The following is a 14,774-nucleotide window of genomic DNA, read 5'->3' as shown; positions in this document are numbered from 1 at the left end:
ATGGAAATAGGAATTTCTGATTTCACAGGCTGTAAGATTGCTTTGTTTTGTGGGGATAAGCTCTTGACTATCTTACGCGATGATAAGGCAAGTATTCCCTGGTCCAATATGTGGGAACTACCAGGTGGTGGACGAGAGGGGGATGAAAGTCCTTTTGAGTGCGCGGCGCGTGAAGTTTTTGAGGAACTGGGAATTCATTTGACTGAGGATTGTCTGCTTTGGAGTAAGGTTTATCCAAGTATGCTTTGTGAGGATAAACAATCTGTATTTCTAGTCGGTCTGTTGACACAGGCCCAGTTTGACAGTATCGTATTTGGAGATGAAGGTCAGGGCTATCAGCTCATGAATGTCGAGGAATTTCTTAGCTCCAGTCAAGTTGTACCTCAGTTGCAAGAGAGATTAAAAGATTATTTAAAAGTAAGTGATTAGAAAGGATGGTTCGGTTACATTTCTAAACTGAACTCGCCCTAAACACTGTGCCAAAAAGATAAACTTCTCTTAGACCCAAGCGTCTTCAGAGAATTTCCTATTTTGGTCTTGTGTTTTACGGGCTTGGTATTTTAATAATGGAAACATGGCAAGAGTTAAAAGTTACAGTGAAGCGTGAAGGGGAGGAGTTGGTTTCCAACCTCTTGATTGAGCTGGGAGCGCAAGGCGTTGCGATTGAAGACAGCATGGACTATGTGGGAAATGTTGACCGCTTCGGCGAGATTTTCCCAGAGGTCGAGCAACAAGAAGAAATCGTAGTGACAGCCTATTACTCTGATACGGTTGATGTAGCAACGGTTGAGGCGGACTTACAGGCTCGCTTAGCAGAATTGACAGATTTTATGGATTTGGGAGAGATCAAAATGGGGACGACTGCCTTGGCTGAGGAAGACTGGGCAGACAACTGGAAGAAATATTATGAACCAGCTCGTATTACTCATGATTTGACCATCGTGCCGTCGTGGACAGACTATGAGGCGACTGCTGGAGAAAAGATTATCAAGCTGGATCCTGGTATGGCCTTCGGGACAGGAACCCACCCAACTACCAAGATGAGCCTTTTTGCCTTGGAGCAGGTCCTTCGTGGTGGAGAAACAGTGCTAGATGTGGGGACTGGATCAGGTGTCCTTTCTATTGCCAGCTCGCTGCTTGGTGCTAAGGAAATTTTCGCTTACGACCTAGATGATGTGGCAGTTCGTGTTGCTCAGGAAAATATTGAACTCAACCCTGGTATGGAAAACATCCATGTAGCAGCTGGAGACTTGCTTAAGGGAGTTGAGATTGAGGCAGATGTCATTGTGGCTAATATCTTGGCGGATATTCTCATTCATCTGACGGATGATGCTTATCGTTTGGTCAAGGATGAAGGATACCTGATAATGAGTGGGATTATCAAGGACAAGTGGGACATGGTGCGCCAGTCGGCTGAGTCAGCTGGATTTTTCCTTGAAACCCACATGATCCAAGGTGAATGGAATGCCTGTGTCTTTAAGAAAACCAAGGATATTTCCGGTGTGATTGGAGGCTAGCATGCAGCAGTATTTTGTCAAAGGCAGTGCTATCTCTCCTGTCACCATCGAGGACAAGGAAACCAGCAAGCATATGTTTCAGGTTATGCGCTTGAAAGAAGATGATGAGGTTACTTTGGTCTTTGATGATGGAGTCAAGCGCTTGGCGCGCGTGCTGGATGTGGAAGCCCGTCAGTTTGAGTTGGTCCAAGAATTGGCTGACAATGTGGAACTGCCCGTTCAAGTGACCATCGCATCTGGCTTTCCCAAGGGAGATAAGCTGGAATTCATCACTCAAAAAGTAACCGAACTGGGTGCCAGCCAAATCTGGGCCTTTCCTGCCGACTGGTCAGTTGCCAAGTGGGATGGGAAGAAATTGGGTAAAAAGGTTGAAAAACTAGAAAAAATTGCCCTTGGAGCAGCAGAACAAAGCAAGCGTAATATGGTTCCAAGTATTCAGCTTTTTGAGAAGAAAGCAGATTTTCTAGCCCAACTTGACCAGTTTGACCGCGTCGTAGTGGCTTATGAAGAGTCGGCTAAAGAAGGAGAAGCCGCTGCGCTCTTACAAGCGGTCTCTGGTCTTGAAAAAGGAGCCAAATTGCTCTTTATCTTTGGTCCAGAAGGTGGTCTGTCACCTACAGAAATTGAGAGTTTTGAAGCTAAGGGAGCAGTCTTGGCAGGACTTGGTCCTCGCATTCTAAGAGCAGAAACAGCACCGCTTTACGCCTTATCAGCCCTTAGTGTTTTATTAGAATTAGAGAAATAAGAGGAAGAAAATGGAACAAAAACACCGTTCAGAATTTCCAGAGAAGGAACTTTGGGATTTAACAGCCCTATACCAAGACCGTGAAGATTTCTTGCGTGCAATCGAGAAGTCTCGCGAAGACATCAACCAGTTTAGCCGTGATTACAAGGACAATCTTCACACTTTTGAGGATTTTGAGAAGGCCTTTGCGGAATTGGAACAAATCTACATTCAGATGAGCCATATTGGTAACTATGGTTTTATGCCGCAGACGACAGACTATAGCAATGACGAATTTGCCAATATTGCCCAAGCTGGGATGGAATTTGAAACAGACGCCAGCGTAGCTCTGACCTTCTTTGACGATGCTTTGGTGGAAGCTGATGAGGAAGTCTTGGACCGTTTGGGTAAATTGCCACATTTAACAGCTGCTATTCGTCAGGCAAAAATCAAAAAAGCCCACTATCTAGGGGCTGATGTGGAGAAGGCCTTGACTAATCTTGGTGAAATTTTCTACAGTCCGCAGGATATTTACACTAAGATGCGTGCTGGAGATTTTGAAATGGCTGACTTTGAGGCGCATGGCAAGACATATAAAAACAGCTTTGTGACCTATGAGAATTTCTACCAAAATCACGAGGATGCTGAGGTTCGTGAAAAATCTTTCCGTTCCTTCTCAGAGGGACTTCGTAAGCACCAAAATACGGCTGCTGCAGCCTATTTAGCCCAAGTCAAGTCTGAAAAAGTCTTAGCAGATATGAAGGGTTACGACTCTGTCTTTGACTATCTTTTGGCTGAGCAGGAAGTGGACCGTGCTATGTTTGACCGCCAGATTGACCTCATCATGAAAGATTTTGCGCCAGTTGCTCAGAGATACCTCAAGCATGTTGCCAAGGTCAATGGTCTTGAAAAGATGACCTTTGCAGATTGGAAATTGGATTTGGATAGTGTCCTCAATCCTCAAGTGACTATTGACGATGCCTATGATTTGGTCATGAAGTCGGTAGAACCTTTGGGGCAAGAATATTGTCAGGAAGTTGCTCGCTATCAAGAAGAGCGCTGGGTGGACTTTGCTGCCAATAGTGGCAAGGATTCTGGCGGTTATGCGGCGGATCCATATCGCGTGCACCCATATGTCCTCATGAGCTGGACAGGTCGTTTGAGCGATGTCTATACCTTGATTCATGAAATCGGGCATTCTGGTCAATTCATTTTCTCAGACAATCACCAAAGCTACTTCAATGCCCACATGTCGACCTACTATGTCGAAGCACCGTCAACCTTCAATGAATTGCTACTCAGTGATTACTTGGAGCACCAGTCTGACGACCCTCGTCAAAAACGCTTTGCTCTTGCTCACCGCTTTACAGACACCTACTTCCATAACTTTATCACTCACCTTTTGGAAGCAGCCTTCCAGCGTAAGGTGTATACATTGATTGAAGAAGGAGAAACCTTTGGAGCAAGTAAACTCAACAGTATTATGAAGGAAGTCTTGACGGATTTCTGGGGAGATGCCATTGAAATCGATGATGATGCAGCTTTGACTTGGATGCGCCAAGCTCACTACTACATGGGCTTGTATAGTTACACTTACTCAGCAGGACTAGTCATCTCGACTGCTGGTTACCTCCATTTGAAACATTCAGAAACTGGAGCTGAAGACTGGCTCAAACTTCTCAAATCAGGTGGTAGCAAGACACCACTTGAGTCAGCTATGATTATCGGTGCTGATATTTCAACAGATAAACCACTCCGTGATACAATTCAATTCTTGTCAGACACAGTTGACCAGATCATCGCTTACAGTGCCCAGTTGGGAGAGTAAATTAAAAGAGTCTGGGACAAAAGTCTAACCTTAAATATAAAAAGCGAACAAAACGAGTTATCTGAAACTCAGAATTCTGTCTTGTTCGCTTTTTTTCTAATCTATCGATTTTAAAAATTTATAATAAAGAATTCCTAAAATCAAAATTTTTTGTCCTGGCCTCTTAAATTATCCCCAAAAGCTATCTTCTTCAGCTTGATCTGAAGAGAAGAGCCAAACTTCTTTGATTTTTCCGTCTTCAATGCGGAAGAGGTCAATCCCGTTCATATTGAGTTCAGTACCATCAGCACGTGTTCCAAGAAAAGTAACATTGGCTGCGATTAAATCCTTATTGTCAGAAACCCAATTTGTTATCACCTTAAAGGTTCCATTAGTTTTCTCAGCAAATGTAGTCAGGTGAGTTCCTAGCTTGTCCTTACCAACAACTGTACCAGATATACTATGAGTACCAGGTTGATGCCAGACAATATCGTCTGCCATCGTTTCAAAGACACCAGGAAAGTCACCAGCAATTAAAGCTTGGTTATAAGCATTGAAAATTTCTAAGTTTGTTGACATATCTATTCTCCATTTCTTTTTTATGATATAATTGTAACAGTTACAAACAAAAAAACAAGTAGACACTTTTTCGATAGCTAGTATCAAAAGTGGTACTATTATTGATACTAAAAGATAAATTTTTTTAAAAAAATAGAAAGAAGATATTTTATGACAAATAAAGTGAGTGAGTATGGTATTTGTCCATTTGCGACAACGCAGAGGGTTTTAACGGGGAAATGGGCACTGGTAATCATTTATCAGTTGAGTACGGGTACCAAACGATTTAAAGAATTGCAGAGATTATTGCCTGGGATTACTCAAACTATTTTGACCCGTCATCTCCGTCAATTAGAAAAGGATAAGATTGTTCAACGAAAGGTCTATGCCGAAGTTCCACCACGAGTTGAGTACAGCTTAACTGAAATGGGGCAGGAATTCAGAGTTGTTTTAGATGCTGTCGAGAACTGGGGTCTAGATTATATCAAGTTGCTAGAAATGTAGAGGTATTGCCCATGTATCAAGAGTTACTTAGAAAAATGGCAGAAGAAAAACCAAGTTATCATGATGAAGAAATCCAGTGGTTGCTTGACCATTTGGGAGATCCTTCTCCAGAAATTCGCGATGACCTTGTTTTTACAAGCTTTGCTAGAGGAATTCAGGAAGAGCTATTTACACAGGAACAATTTCATTTCATTGCTGAGGTTGTCTTAGCTGATGGAGGACTAGATAAAGAAATTGATAAGGTAGGTCTGCTAACCCTTGAACGTTCTTTTAGGGCGCTTATTTATGCAAATCTCTTGTCTGCGGATGCCAACCAGCAATCGATTTTTTATCAGGGATTAAATGCAAGAATTCGTAATGTCCTTTTAAATCAAGGTTTGTATTATCTTTCAAAAGAAAAGGATACAACGGGTTTTTCAAGTCAGTATGGTTGGGTTCATGCTTTTGCACATGGAGCCGATTTACTGACAGAGGCGGTTTGTCATCCAGACTTTCCTAAAAACAGAATTCATGAAGTATTTGACATACTTGGTCAACTGTTTAAAAGAATTGCGATTCGTTTTACAGATGATGAGGATTGGCGTTTAGCCAGAGTACTTTATGAACCGATTTTACAAGGGAAGTTGGAGCAAGAGCAAGTAGCTTCTTGGATAAAAACTATTGATTTTCCGATAGAAGAAAGGGAAGATTTTTATAAATTTTCCAACTTCAGATCCTGTCTGTTGGAAGTCTATGTCCAACTTGACTAGAGAAATAGTTTACAAGATGACTTGAAAGAAGCTATCCAGTCTTTTCAATACTAGGGATAAGCTAATATTACTTATTGAAAGAGTTTCTATTGTATCCTCCTATAATGAAAACTAATAAAAGAGGTTGAATCATTTTCCAACCTCTTTTTGTGTATCTTAATGGAATTGCATACCACCATCAACGATAATGGTTTGTCCTGTAATGTAGTTTGAATCTGGTCCTGCAAGGAAGCTGACGGCTGCAGCCACATCTTCTGGTTCAGATAGACGTTTTAGAGTAATATCTTTTGCAAATGTCTGCATACCCCATTCGTCATCTTTTCCTGCATTTTTACCAACTTCATGAGCGATGTCGTACATCATTGGTGTTTTCACAATACCTGGTGCGTAGGCGTTAACAGTGATTCCTGAGTCTGCTAGATCACGTGCTAATGTTTGCGTAATTCCACGAACAGCAAATTTGGTTCCACCATAAACAGTTAGATTTGGATTGCCGACAACACCAGCTTGAGAAGTTGCGTTGATAATTTTACCTCCGTGGCCAAGTGCTTTAAATTGCGCTTGTGCAGCTTGTGAACCCCAAATGACACCACCAACGTTGATACCGAAAGTGCGTGTAAATTGTTCCTCAGTAATTGTATCGAGAGGAGTAGTTGGAGCAACACCAGCGTTATTTACGACAACATTCAAATCACCAAAATGGTCAACAACCTTTTGAAATGCTTGTGCAACTTCGGCCTGTTTCGAAACATCGGCCACGACAGCAAAGGCATTTTCAGCTGATAATTCGGCAACAGCTTTTTCAGCTGTTTCGGGATTGTAGTCTAAGACTCCTACCTTAAAGCCATCTTGAACCAATCGTTTTGCGATTGCAAAACCGATTCCTTGACCTGCACCTGTGACAATAGCAACTTTAGACATATGCTTCCTCCTTGGTATCCACGATACCATTCAAACGTTCATAAAAGAACAGTAAAGTTGTAAAAATTAGTTCAAATTAGGGAATGAATAACTAATTAGAACTATATTGACATTATATAACTTTGGAAAAAATGTTTCAAATAAACACTACCGTTTTTATAGAATTTTATCCTGAAAATTTCCAATCAATTTTCTTGAAACCCTTTCCCTCTTTTGATAGACTAGTATCTAGTTTTTGAAAAAAGGAGAAAGAAAATGAAAAAATTTGTCGCTGAGTTAATCGGTACGTTCATGCTTGTGTTCGTTGGGACAGGAGCTGTTGTTTTTGGAAATGGTCTTGAAGGTCTTGGTCACCTTGGAATTGCCTTTGCCTTTGGTTTGGCAATCGTAGTCGCAGCCTTCTCAATCGGAACTGTTTCAGGCGCTCACTTGAACCCAGCTGTTTCTATTGCTATGTTTGTTAATAAACGTTTGTCATCTTCAGAGCTTGTAAACTACATCCTCGGACAAGTGGTTGGTGCTTTCCTTGCATCTGGATCTGTACTCTTCCTCTTGGCAAATTCAGGTATGTCAACTGCAAGTCTTGGTGAAAATGCCTTGGCAAACGGTGTAACTGTCTTTGGTGGTTTCTTGTTTGAAACAATCGCAACCTTCTTGTTTGTTTTGGTTATCATGACTGTAACATCAGCAAGCAAAGGTAATGGCGCAATCGCTGGTTTGGTGATTGGTTTGTCATTGACAGCTTTGATTCTAGCTGGCTTGAACATCACTGGACTTTCAGTAAACCCAGCACGTAGCTTGGCACCAGCTGTCTTGGTAGGTGGTGCAGCCCTTCAACAAGTTTGGATTTTCATCCTTGCACCAATTGTTGGTGGAGTTCTTGCAGCCCTCGTTGCGAAAAACTTCCTTGGAACAGAAGAATAATTGAAACTCAAAAAGCCTTGCTCCTCATCTTGAGGAACAGGGTTTTTTCGTATGATACTCTTCGAAAATCTCTTCAAACCACGTCAGCTTCACCTTGGATTATATATGTGACGGACTTCGTCAGTCTTATCTACAACCTCAAAACAGTGTTTTGAGCTGACTTCGTCGGTCTTATCTACAACCTCAAAGCAGTGCTTTGAGCAACCTGCGGCTAGCTTCCTAGTTTACTTTTTGATTTTCATTGAGTATGAGTTTAACGATTGTCAATTTTCTCTGGATAAAGATCGTGTTGGAAGAGGCGTTGTTCTGCCAAGCCTTCATACTTAGTTCCTGGCTTACCGTAGTTGTAGTAGGGGTCAATTGAGATGCCACCGCGAGGAGTGAATTTTCCCCAAACCTCCAAATAGCGAGGGTCTAGCAAGTTGACCAAGTCTTTACCGATGGTGTTGATACAGTTTTCGTGAAAATCTCCATGATTTCGGTAACTAAAGAGGTAGAGTTTGAGGGATTTTGACTCAACACAGAGCTTGTCAGGGATGTAGGAAATATAGATAGTTGCAAAGTCTGGCTGAGCAGTGATGGGGCAAAGTGAGGTAAATTCAGGGCAGTTGAACTTGATGAAATAGTCATTTTCCACATGACGATTGTCAAAGGATTCGAGGACATCTGGTTGATACTCGAAAATGTAGTTGGTTTCTTTGTTGCCTAGTAGGCTGAGGTTTTTCATTTCTTCTTGTTGTGACATAATTTTTTCTTTCTAATCTTAAACACCACGTTGGTTATCGTAGAGGAGGGTATGGAGTTGAGGAAGGACGCGGACATTGCCCCAGCTATCGTCGGCAGCGATGCGTTCCCAGAGTTCTTTGAGGCGGTCCAGTTGGTCTTGGACAATATTGCCTCTAGTCTTGGGTTCAGGATTTCCTGCTGATAAAAAGAGAACATCTGGTTGGTAGCGTTCTTGTATTCCTCTGGCAAAGGCCAAATCTGCATCGTCAAAGACAGGGATTTTAAAGGTGACCTTATCTGGATCCAGTTGGGAAACGATAAAGTCCAAGGTCTCAAAGTTGACTTCCATCTTGGATGAAGGAGGTTTGGGGCTCAGAGTGACCTGGTCAATATCTTTTAACCAATTTTGCCAGCGAGAACCTTGAGTCTCGACAGCAAGGGTGACACCGCGTTCCTTGAGTTTGGTGACGAGTTCGGCCATGTTAGCTGCTAGGATAGCAGGATTTCCCCCAGATAGGGTTACATAGTCGTAGCTCCCCAATTTATCCAAGGCAGCAATGACCTCATCAGCTGTCATACGAGTCGGTTTTTCAGAGCCATCCCATGTAAAGGCAGAATCGCACCAGTCGCAGTGGTAGTCGCAACCTGCAGTGCGGACAAACATGGTTTTCTGCCCGATAGCACGGCCTTCGCCTTGAAAGGTTGGACCAAAAATTTCCAGAACTGGTAGTTTGAGGACACGTTCCCTAGTCATCTAACCACTCCCGTCTAAACTCCGCAAAGGCAGTCGGAGTCTCATAGAGGCGAACGTATTCCAAATGGAGACCGCGCTCGTCTGGCAACTCTTGGTTCATGGTTTGGAAAATCCAGTAAACCATATTTTCAGCAGTCGTGTTCATATAGGGAAGAGTTTCGTTTAGATAGCGATGATCCAAGTGGGGCTCTAAGTAGTTCTTGTAGATGGCTTTGATGTCTCCAAAATCGTAGGTCATACCCCGTTCATCTAAAAATCCACTGACAGCAATCTGCAGATGATAGGTGTGGCCGTGCAGGGATTTGCATTTTCCCTCATAGTGAAAGAGGTGGTGGGCAGCATCAAAGGTAAATTCTTTTGATACCAAGGTTCTGTGAGGATTGTAGACAAGAGACTCCCCGGTTTCCTGTTTGATTTCTTTGGGTGCAAAAAACATTAGGCCTCTCCTTTCTGTGAGAGATAAACATCCAGACCATGTTGACGTAGGTGGCAGGCTGGGCAATCTCCACAGCCACTTCCGATAATCCCGTTGTAGCAGGTTAAGGTCTTTTCACGAACATAGTCAAAGGCACCGAGTTGGTCGGCTAATTCCCAAGTTTCAGCCTTGTCTAGCCACATGAGAGGTGTTTGGATAACAAAGTCGTAATCCATAGCAAGGTTGAGGGTAACATTGAGAGATTTGATAAAGACATCCCGACAATCGGGGTAGCCTGAGAAGTCTGTCTCGCAGACACCTGTCACGATGTCTGTAATGCCTCGTTGCTTAGCAAGGACTGCCGCAAAGGATAGAAAGAGGTGGTTTCGACCATCAACAAAGGTATTGGGAACCTCTCCCTCTTTTTGCTCAATCTCCAGATCAGAAGTCAAGGCATTTTCAGTGATTTGCCCCAGCAGAGACATATCTAGGATGTGATGGCGAATCCCCTGTTCCTTAGCGATTTCTTGGGCAACTTGAATTTCAAGATGGTGGCGTTGGCCATAGGCAAAGGTGACAGCTTCGACTGTTTCATAGTGTTCTTTAGCCCAAAAGAGGCAGGTTGTAGAATCTTGACCGCCACTAAAGACGACCAAGGCAGATTGACGTTTCATAGTACTCCTTCCAAAATGGGAAATGTTCAGAGCACGCAAAAAGCTCCCTTGAGGGAGCTAAAAAATACCAAGTCAAGGTTTTTTTTTAGCGATGGCATGTCCCAAACATCGTAATATTCTACATACAGTCTAGCATATTTTTTGAAAAATGGCAAAGGGCAAGAAAAAAGAGACCAAAGCAAGTACTTGGTCTCTCGTTTGATTAGCTCAATTCAGCAACGATGGCCTTGATTTGTTCTGCTGTGTGAACACCAGCAACTTGTTTGACAACTTGGCCGTCTTTTTTGAAGAGAAGAGTTGGGATAGACATGATTCCAAAAGCACGAGCTGTGTTTGGATTTTCATCAACGTCCATTTTAACGATTTTCAAAACATCTTCTGAAAGTTCTTCAGACAATTTATCCAAGATTGGACCTTGCATACGACATGGACCACACCAAGTTGCCCAGAAGTCTACTAAGACCAAACCGTCTTTTGTTTCTTGTTCAAATGTTGCATCTGTAATTGCTTTTGCCATTGTATTTCTCCTTTTTTAGTTATATTGGCTTAAATCTTGTTTCTTGAGATAGAAGAAGATATCTCCGTAAGTTCCATGGTAGTCCAAATCATGACCGTTGTAAGTCAATTTTTGAACAGGGTAGTAGTCTGCGACGCCGATGAGGCAAGCTTGTTGTGAACGATCAAAGTCTTCATAAGATTCGAACGTTACAGTTCTTTCGTTCTTGCTGGCATCTAGATAGGTAATTTCAATCATTTTAAAAACTCCTTTGTTTAATGATGACTTTATTTTACTCCTTGTAAAAGAGAATGTCAAGAAAAATGATTGCGCACGCAACTTTTTTCTAAAATCATCTCAAATCAAGAAATCCAAACCAGTTTCCAAGCTTTCTTCGACAGCCTTCTGTAGAGATGCCAGTGTCTTTTGCCCATCACTTGTCAGGCAGATAAAGCTAGAGCGCCTATCTTGATCACAACACATGCGACTAAGCAGACCGCAATTTTTAGCTTCCAAGCGAGCCACCATCCGAGAAACAGCGCTCGGGCTCAGATGAAGCTTATCTGGTAGGTCAATCTGGCGTAGAGATTTTTCTTGGGCCAAGTCCAGGTAGTAGAGGAGGTAAAACTCTTTCAAGGTCAGACTTTGTTCACTCTGATTAGCAACAGTGTCTTCCAAGAGACCTTCAATTTCTTTCTGACGCCGATTGAAGTCAAGCCATTTTTCCAAATAGGTCATAGTATCTCCTTTCTTTTTAGAGTTGTAAATAGAAGAAAGTCTATTCACGGACAGTCTCCGCATCACAAGATGATTGCGCATGCAATAATTATACTACTTTTCAAGAATGCTGGCAAGAAGGACGCTGGAATATTTTATCCTAAATTACACTGTTTTCACAAGTCAAGAATTGTTTGTATCCCCTTTCCTCTCTAATTTTTAATGACTCTTGTGCATTTCCTTGAAATTTTCTGAAAAAAGAGTAAACTGGTATGCAAGAAGTCTATTTCGTGGAGTTTAGGATGAAATTATATGTTCAATTAATGATTCTCTTTGTGATTTCTCTAATCGGAGAGGGGATTTCCAGTTTCTTTCATTTGCCTATCCCAGGCAGTATTATCGGTTTGATTATTCTCTTTCTAGCCCTACAATTCAAGTGGCTGAGAACCAGACATGTCAACATGGTGGGGAATTTCTTGCTGGCCAATATGACCATTCTCTTTTTGCCGCCAGCAGTGGGAATCATGGAAAAGTTTGATGTGATTGCTCCCTATCTTTTGCCCATTGTTTTGATTGTCTTTTTTGCAGCTGTTATCAATATTATCCTCATTGCTTTGGTGGTTCAGTTTATCAAGAGACGGTTTGAGGGAGATTATGAGAAAGGAGATGCCAAATGAGTGAATTTGTTTCCAATCCCCTGTTTGGGCTTGCCCTGTCAATCCTAGCTTATCTAGTGGGAATGCTGATTTACAGACGTTTTCCCCATCCATTGACAACGCCCTTGCTTTTGTCAGCTGTTTTCATTATCATCTTTCTAAAAGTGACGGGTATTTCTTACCAAGATTACTACCAAGGTGGGGTTTATCTGAACAACTTGATTGTTCCGTCGACCGTGGCTCTGGGGATTCCGCTTTATAAGAGTTTTCATCTGATGAAGCACCATGCTCGCAGTATTCTCTTTGGTAGTCTGTTAGCGGTAGTGGTCAATACCTCTTTCACAGCACTTGTGGCGAAAATTTTTGGCATGGACTTTTTCCTAGCCATTTCTCTCTTTCCCAAGTCAGTAACAACTGCTATGGCAGTGGGAATCACAGAAAAATTGCAAGGTCTGACGACTGTGACCTTGGTGGTTGTAGTGGCGACTGGAATTTTAACCAGTGTCATCGGCCCAACCCTTTTGAAGTGGTTGAAAATTGACGACCCAGTAGCTGTTGGTCTTTCCCTTGGAGGAACAGGCCACGCAGTCGGAACAGGCACAGCCTTCCGATACGGCTCTGTAGCAGGAGCCATGGGTGGTTTGGCTATCGGTGTCACCGGTATTCTCTATGTCTTTGTCAGCCCTATTGTAGCCGGTTTGATATTGAGTTAAATCAAAACCCAGCTTTTTAGCTGGGCATTTTTTATTGCAAATTAACCTTGTTTCTCAAAATATAGTAGGTTCCGAGATAAAAGATAGCTATGAAAATGAGTTCTTCAACAATGGCTATACTTGCTCCCATATAGAAATGGTCATTGAGTCCTACAAGTGAATTGACATAGAAATTAGAACTAAGATTGAAGAAAAGTTCAATAAATCCAATGACGATTTGGATACCAATGTAGGCTGCAACAGCGAGTGCGGTACGGTATTCATTGAAAAGCTGTCCAATGGAAATAGCCAAGTAGATGCAGAGGATACTGGAAATGGTATTTAGTAGGAAGGATATACCTGTAAGAAAGATCTGAGGGAGATGTGTTTCTACAAATGTAATCACATAAGAAAGAGGGATCCATTCTGGAACCGTTATGGTCACAATAATAACAGCACTTAGAGCTAGGACAGCAGTGCTAATCAACGACCAGATAAAGGCACCGACTAGTTTGGTTGTGATGATATGGTGTTCAGAAACTGGCAAGGTCAAAGTCAGATAGCCTTGTCGGTCATAGACACTGCCTTTAAAGCGTTTAATAATCAAGAAAAGAGTTGAAATTCCAAGTGTAATCATCAAGCCACCAAAGACGAGGGCTAGAAAAGTAAGTAAAACAGGTTGGCTTTCTTTGACAGGCAGATTGTTATAGGTCTGTGCTTGTATCCCGATAAGGGCAGAAAGGACTAGCACAGCAGCGTAGAGGGCTAAATACCACTTGTTAACATTTTTAAATTCGTAGCGAATTAAATTCCAAAACATAAATAATCTCCTTTGCTTAAGCCTTAAATTCCTGACGGAAGAGTTGGTCAATGGATTCACCTGACTCATAGCGAATGTCATCTACATTTCCTTGACGGACGACTTTTCCGTCTTTGAGGAAGACAATTTCATCCAAGATTGGCTCGATATCAGAAATCAAGTGGGTAGAAATCAAAACGGTAGAAGTTGGGGAGTAGTTGTTGATAATGGTATTGAGGATATAATCACGGGCTGCTGGATCCACCCCACCAATGGGTTCGTCCAAAACGTAGAGACGAGCATCACGGCTCATAACCAAAATCAATTGGACTTTTTCCTTGTTTCCTTTTGATAGTTTCTTGAGACGACTATTTTCATCAATACCGAGGTCTGCAAGTAGATGATGGGCGCGTTCAAGATTGAAATCTTTATAGAAGGTCTTGAAGTAGGTTAGGGCTTCTTTGACCTTCATTTGCTCATTGAGATAGGTCGTATCCGGCAAATAAGCTACGATAGCCTTGGTTGCTGGGCTTGGATCCATGTCGTTGATCAGGACACGTCCTTGATCTGGTTGCAAGAGGCCATTGATTAGTTTAATCAGGGTTGTTTTTCCTGAGCCGTTTGGGCCAAGGAGACCAACAATTTTTCCAGCTGGGATCTCAAGGGAAACATTTTCAAGGGCTGGTGTTGCTCCATATGATTTGGATACATTTTCAAATGCTAGTAATGACATAGGCTTAAACTCCTTTAATATAATCGCCGACTACGATTGGTAGTTCTTCTTTTTCATAGCCAAAATGGGTCATGGAGGAAACGAAGTGTTCCAATTCTTCTTCTGATAATTGTTTGCGCGATTGGGCGATCAGCTCTTTATCTTCAGTCACAAATCGTCCAGTTGTGCGCTTGCTGTAGACAAATCCTTCTCGTTCAAGGTCTGACAAGGCTCTTTGGATGGTGTTTGGATTGACACCGGCCTCGCTTGCTAGCTCTCTCACGGTTGGAAGTTGTTGATTGGCTTCCAGTGTATGGGAAACAATCTGAAGCTTGATTTTCTCCATAATCTGTAAATAGATGGGTTTTTTGTTGTCAAATGTCCAGGACATCTTGGTCTCCTTTCTTTTATCTTTTTGTCTTAATTAAA

The 14,774-nt window shown here is 42.2% G+C and carries 21 protein-coding genes; 9 read left to right on the top strand and 12 right to left on the bottom strand.

What is annotated here, in order from left to right; genetic code table 11:
* From HT722_RS03385 to pepF, 4 genes are all read left to right on the top strand, one after another.
* Positions 1 to 429, top strand: a complete 429-nt coding sequence (locus HT722_RS03385; RefSeq protein WP_173277578.1) for an NUDIX hydrolase — start codon at positions 1 to 3, stop codon at positions 427 to 429.
* A gap of 137 nt (positions 430 to 566) precedes the next feature.
* A complete protein-coding gene (gene prmA, locus HT722_RS03380) occupies positions 567 to 1,517 on the top strand; it encodes a 50S ribosomal protein L11 methyltransferase (RefSeq protein ID WP_173277575.1) in 951 nt (316 codons plus the stop codon).
* Position 1,518: 1 nt separating this feature from the next.
* Complete coding sequence (locus HT722_RS03375; RefSeq protein ID WP_173277573.1) at positions 1,519 to 2,262, top strand: 16S rRNA (uracil(1498)-N(3))-methyltransferase; 744 nt, start codon at positions 1,519 to 1,521, stop codon at positions 2,260 to 2,262.
* A gap of 10 nt (positions 2,263 to 2,272) precedes the next feature.
* Positions 2,273 to 4,069, top strand: a complete 1,797-nt coding sequence (gene pepF / locus HT722_RS03370; RefSeq protein ID WP_173277571.1) for an oligoendopeptidase F — start codon at positions 2,273 to 2,275, stop codon at positions 4,067 to 4,069.
* Between the two features lie 168 nt (positions 4,070 to 4,237).
* Here pepF and HT722_RS03365 read toward each other — a convergent pair whose 3' ends face one another.
* On the bottom strand, positions 4,238 to 4,627 hold the full coding sequence (locus HT722_RS03365) for a nuclear transport factor 2 family protein (protein ID WP_173277569.1): 390 nt from the start codon (positions 4,625 to 4,627) through the stop codon (positions 4,238 to 4,240).
* 150 nt (positions 4,628 to 4,777) lie between these two features.
* Here HT722_RS03365 and HT722_RS03360 point away from each other — a divergent pair, with 150 nt between their 5' ends.
* Both HT722_RS03360 and HT722_RS03355 read left to right on the top strand, forming a co-directional pair.
* Positions 4,778 to 5,110 (top strand): helix-turn-helix domain-containing protein, encoded by a 333-nt coding sequence (locus HT722_RS03360; RefSeq protein ID WP_173277567.1) that lies wholly within the window; start codon positions 4,778 to 4,780, stop codon positions 5,108 to 5,110.
* An 11-nt stretch (positions 5,111 to 5,121) separates the two neighbouring features.
* Positions 5,122 to 5,859, top strand: coding sequence for a DUF2785 domain-containing protein (locus tag HT722_RS03355; RefSeq protein ID WP_173277565.1), 738 nt, complete (start codon positions 5,122 to 5,124; stop codon positions 5,857 to 5,859).
* 156 nt (positions 5,860 to 6,015) lie between these two features.
* Here HT722_RS03355 and HT722_RS03350 read toward each other — a convergent pair whose 3' ends face one another.
* The gene (locus HT722_RS03350) at positions 6,016 to 6,780 is read right to left on the bottom strand and encodes a (S)-acetoin forming diacetyl reductase (protein ID WP_000048147.1); all 765 of its coding nucleotides are present in this window, start codon (positions 6,778 to 6,780) and stop codon (positions 6,016 to 6,018) included.
* A gap of 255 nt (positions 6,781 to 7,035) precedes the next feature.
* Between HT722_RS03350 and HT722_RS03345 the strand changes: the two genes are divergently transcribed.
* Positions 7,036 to 7,704 (top strand): aquaporin, encoded by a 669-nt coding sequence (locus tag HT722_RS03345; RefSeq protein WP_173277563.1) that lies wholly within the window; start codon positions 7,036 to 7,038, stop codon positions 7,702 to 7,704.
* 253 nt (positions 7,705 to 7,957) lie between these two features.
* On the opposite strand, the gene queF is transcribed toward HT722_RS03345, so the two are convergent.
* The 7 genes from queF to HT722_RS03310 all read right to left on the bottom strand — a co-directional run bounded on the left by queF (position 7,958) and on the right by HT722_RS03310 (position 11,507).
* Positions 7,958 to 8,449, bottom strand: coding sequence for a preQ(1) synthase (queF, locus tag HT722_RS03340; RefSeq protein WP_000082584.1), 492 nt, complete (start codon positions 8,447 to 8,449; stop codon positions 7,958 to 7,960).
* Positions 8,450 to 8,467: 18 nt separating this feature from the next.
* Positions 8,468 to 9,184 carry a 7-carboxy-7-deazaguanine synthase QueE gene (gene queE / locus HT722_RS03335; RefSeq protein ID WP_173277561.1) on the bottom strand — a complete coding sequence of 239 codons (717 nt, stop codon included), beginning with the start codon at positions 9,182 to 9,184 and terminating at the stop codon, positions 8,468 to 8,470.
* The gene (queD, locus tag HT722_RS03330; protein WP_112443852.1) at positions 9,177 to 9,620 is read right to left on the bottom strand and encodes a 6-carboxytetrahydropterin synthase QueD; all 444 of its coding nucleotides are present in this window, start codon (positions 9,618 to 9,620) and stop codon (positions 9,177 to 9,179) included. The genes queE and queD overlap by 8 nt, the downstream gene beginning before the upstream one ends.
* Complete coding sequence (queC, locus tag HT722_RS03325) at positions 9,620 to 10,273, bottom strand: 7-cyano-7-deazaguanine synthase QueC (protein ID WP_173277558.1); 654 nt, start codon at positions 10,271 to 10,273, stop codon at positions 9,620 to 9,622. Before queC ends, queD begins: the two co-directional genes overlap by 1 nt.
* A gap of 202 nt (positions 10,274 to 10,475) precedes the next feature.
* Complete coding sequence (trxA, locus tag HT722_RS03320; RefSeq protein WP_001029581.1) at positions 10,476 to 10,790, bottom strand: thioredoxin; 315 nt, start codon at positions 10,788 to 10,790, stop codon at positions 10,476 to 10,478.
* 15 nt (positions 10,791 to 10,805) lie between these two features.
* On the bottom strand, positions 10,806 to 11,027 hold the full coding sequence (locus tag HT722_RS03315) for a DUF4649 family protein (RefSeq protein WP_000570255.1): 222 nt from the start codon (positions 11,025 to 11,027) through the stop codon (positions 10,806 to 10,808).
* 99 nt (positions 11,028 to 11,126) lie between these two features.
* Positions 11,127 to 11,507 (bottom strand): MarR family transcriptional regulator, encoded by a 381-nt coding sequence (locus HT722_RS03310; RefSeq protein ID WP_173277556.1) that lies wholly within the window; start codon positions 11,505 to 11,507, stop codon positions 11,127 to 11,129.
* Between the two features lie 281 nt (positions 11,508 to 11,788).
* Between HT722_RS03310 and HT722_RS03305 the strand changes: the two genes are divergently transcribed.
* Together HT722_RS03305 and HT722_RS03300 are read left to right on the top strand one after the other, a co-directional pair.
* Positions 11,789 to 12,163 carry a CidA/LrgA family protein gene (locus HT722_RS03305; protein ID WP_000781325.1) on the top strand — a complete coding sequence of 125 codons (375 nt, stop codon included), beginning with the start codon at positions 11,789 to 11,791 and terminating at the stop codon, positions 12,161 to 12,163.
* A complete protein-coding gene (locus HT722_RS03300) occupies positions 12,160 to 12,855 on the top strand; it encodes an LrgB family protein (RefSeq protein ID WP_173225627.1) in 696 nt (231 codons plus the stop codon). The genes HT722_RS03305 and HT722_RS03300 overlap by 4 nt, the downstream gene beginning before the upstream one ends.
* 31 nt (positions 12,856 to 12,886) lie before the next feature.
* On the opposite strand, the gene HT722_RS03295 is transcribed toward HT722_RS03300, so the two are convergent.
* The 3 genes from HT722_RS03295 to HT722_RS03285 are packed head-to-tail and all read right to left on the bottom strand — an operon-like array spanning position 12,887 to position 14,736.
* Positions 12,887 to 13,654, bottom strand: a complete 768-nt coding sequence (locus HT722_RS03295; protein WP_173277554.1) for a hypothetical protein — start codon at positions 13,652 to 13,654, stop codon at positions 12,887 to 12,889.
* A 16-nt stretch (positions 13,655 to 13,670) separates the two neighbouring features.
* Positions 13,671 to 14,366 (bottom strand): ABC transporter ATP-binding protein, encoded by a 696-nt coding sequence (locus HT722_RS03290; RefSeq protein WP_050073389.1) that lies wholly within the window; start codon positions 14,364 to 14,366, stop codon positions 13,671 to 13,673.
* 4 nt (positions 14,367 to 14,370) lie between these two features.
* The gene (locus HT722_RS03285; RefSeq protein WP_173277552.1) at positions 14,371 to 14,736 is read right to left on the bottom strand and encodes a GntR family transcriptional regulator; all 366 of its coding nucleotides are present in this window, start codon (positions 14,734 to 14,736) and stop codon (positions 14,371 to 14,373) included.
* Positions 14,737 to 14,774 lie beyond the last annotated feature (38 nt).

Source organism: Streptococcus sp. 53 (assembly GCF_013276565.1).
In the GTDB taxonomy this organism is placed as follows: domain Bacteria; phylum Bacillota; class Bacilli; order Lactobacillales; family Streptococcaceae; genus Streptococcus.
The sequence above is the reverse complement of the archived record's forward strand: the minus strand, read 5'-3'. Positions and strand labels throughout refer to the sequence as shown.